This is a genomic window from Arthrobacter sp. JCM 19049 (genome assembly GCF_001310435.1).
Map to the genome: position 1 here is coordinate 1 of NZ_BAXF01000622.1, position 1,110 is coordinate 1,110.

A 1,110-nucleotide genomic window follows, 5' to 3' on the forward strand; every position below is an offset into this window, starting at 1 on the left:
CCAAGGCCAGCAGCACCGGCAAGGCGCCGGCCACCACCGAACCGGCCCCTCCACCGCTGCGAGCAAGACCGCCGATGAGGTGGCCCCCCTTTCCAGCGCCGGCACCGGCGCGAAGGCCCCGGCGGTGTCCCTGCTGCCCAGCACCAGTGCCAGCTACGACAAGGCGACCACCCAGCTCCTGGATGCGGTAAAGAACAAGAAGGTCGCCCAGGCGGAGAAGGCCGTTGCCGACGGCGCGGACCTGGAGGCCCGCGACAGCTACGGGCGCACCGCGCTGCTGAAGGCGGTGGTGAACAAGGACGAGGCGATGGCCCTGAAGCTCTTGAAGCTGGGCTCTGACCCGAACGCCACCGATGACTTCCACGAATCCGCCTACCTGCGCTCCAGCGCCGAGGGAATGGTGCCGGTGCTCTCCGCCGCGATCGAGCACGGTGCGGAACTGGAGGCCACCAACACATGGGCAGCACCGCGCTGATGATGGCCAGCGAAAACGGTGAGGTCGAATCCGTGCGCCTGCTGCTGCAGCACGACGTGGAGGTTGACCACGTCAACGACCTGGGCTGGACGGCGCTGCATGAGGCCGTCGTGCTGGGCCAGGACTCATCGAACTTCGTCAACGTCGCCCGGCTGCTGCTGCTGGGCGGGCCGATGCGACGATCAAGGACCGCACCGGCAGCGACGCGCTGGAGCTGGCCAGCGAACGCGGGCTGTCGCAGATGGTGCAGGTCATCCGCAGCGCCTCGCGCTAGGGTGCGGCCGCGCCCGGCGGCTACAGGGCGTCCAGGTAGAACCAGGCCCCGTCTTCCTTGACGAACGTGCTTTTTTCGTGCTGCGTGCCCACCCCGTCGGCCGCACGGTAGCTGGCCTCGAACTCCACCACCCCGCGCGAGGCTGATTCCTGGCCGGCCCGGGTGGAAAGGATCCGCAGCCCCAGCCAGTGCACACCCGGGTCGAAGTCGATGCTGCGCGGACGAGTGCTCTCATGCCAGGTCGCCAGCAGGTAGTCGGCCAGCTGCAGCACAAACGCGCTGTAGCGTGAACGCATCAGCTGTTCGGCGCTCTGCGGCAGCGCGCTGGCATCCGCCCGTCCCGCATGCCAGGGGGCGCAAC

3 protein-coding genes are annotated in these 1,110 nt (G+C 68.8%); 2 read left to right on the forward strand and 1 reads right to left on the reverse strand.

Features of this window, described 5'->3' with window-relative positions; translation table 11 throughout:
- A partial coding sequence (locus JCM19049_RS15025) for an ankyrin repeat domain-containing protein (RefSeq protein ID WP_374700329.1) occupies window positions 1-475 on the forward strand: 475 nt, incomplete at its 5' end.
- Window positions 457-810 carry an ankyrin repeat domain-containing protein gene (locus JCM19049_RS21265; protein WP_279403331.1) on the forward strand — a complete coding sequence of 118 codons (354 nt, stop codon included), beginning with the start codon at window positions 457-459 and terminating at the stop codon, window positions 808-810. The genes JCM19049_RS15025 and JCM19049_RS21265, both read left to right, overlap by 19 nt.
- Here JCM19049_RS21265 and JCM19049_RS15030 read toward each other — a convergent pair.
- Window positions 770-1,110, reverse strand: a 341-nt coding sequence (locus JCM19049_RS15030) for a YchJ family metal-binding protein (protein ID WP_054821970.1), incomplete at its 5' end; no start/stop codon positions are given. The two genes, JCM19049_RS21265 and JCM19049_RS15030, sit on opposite strands and share 41 nt — an antisense overlap.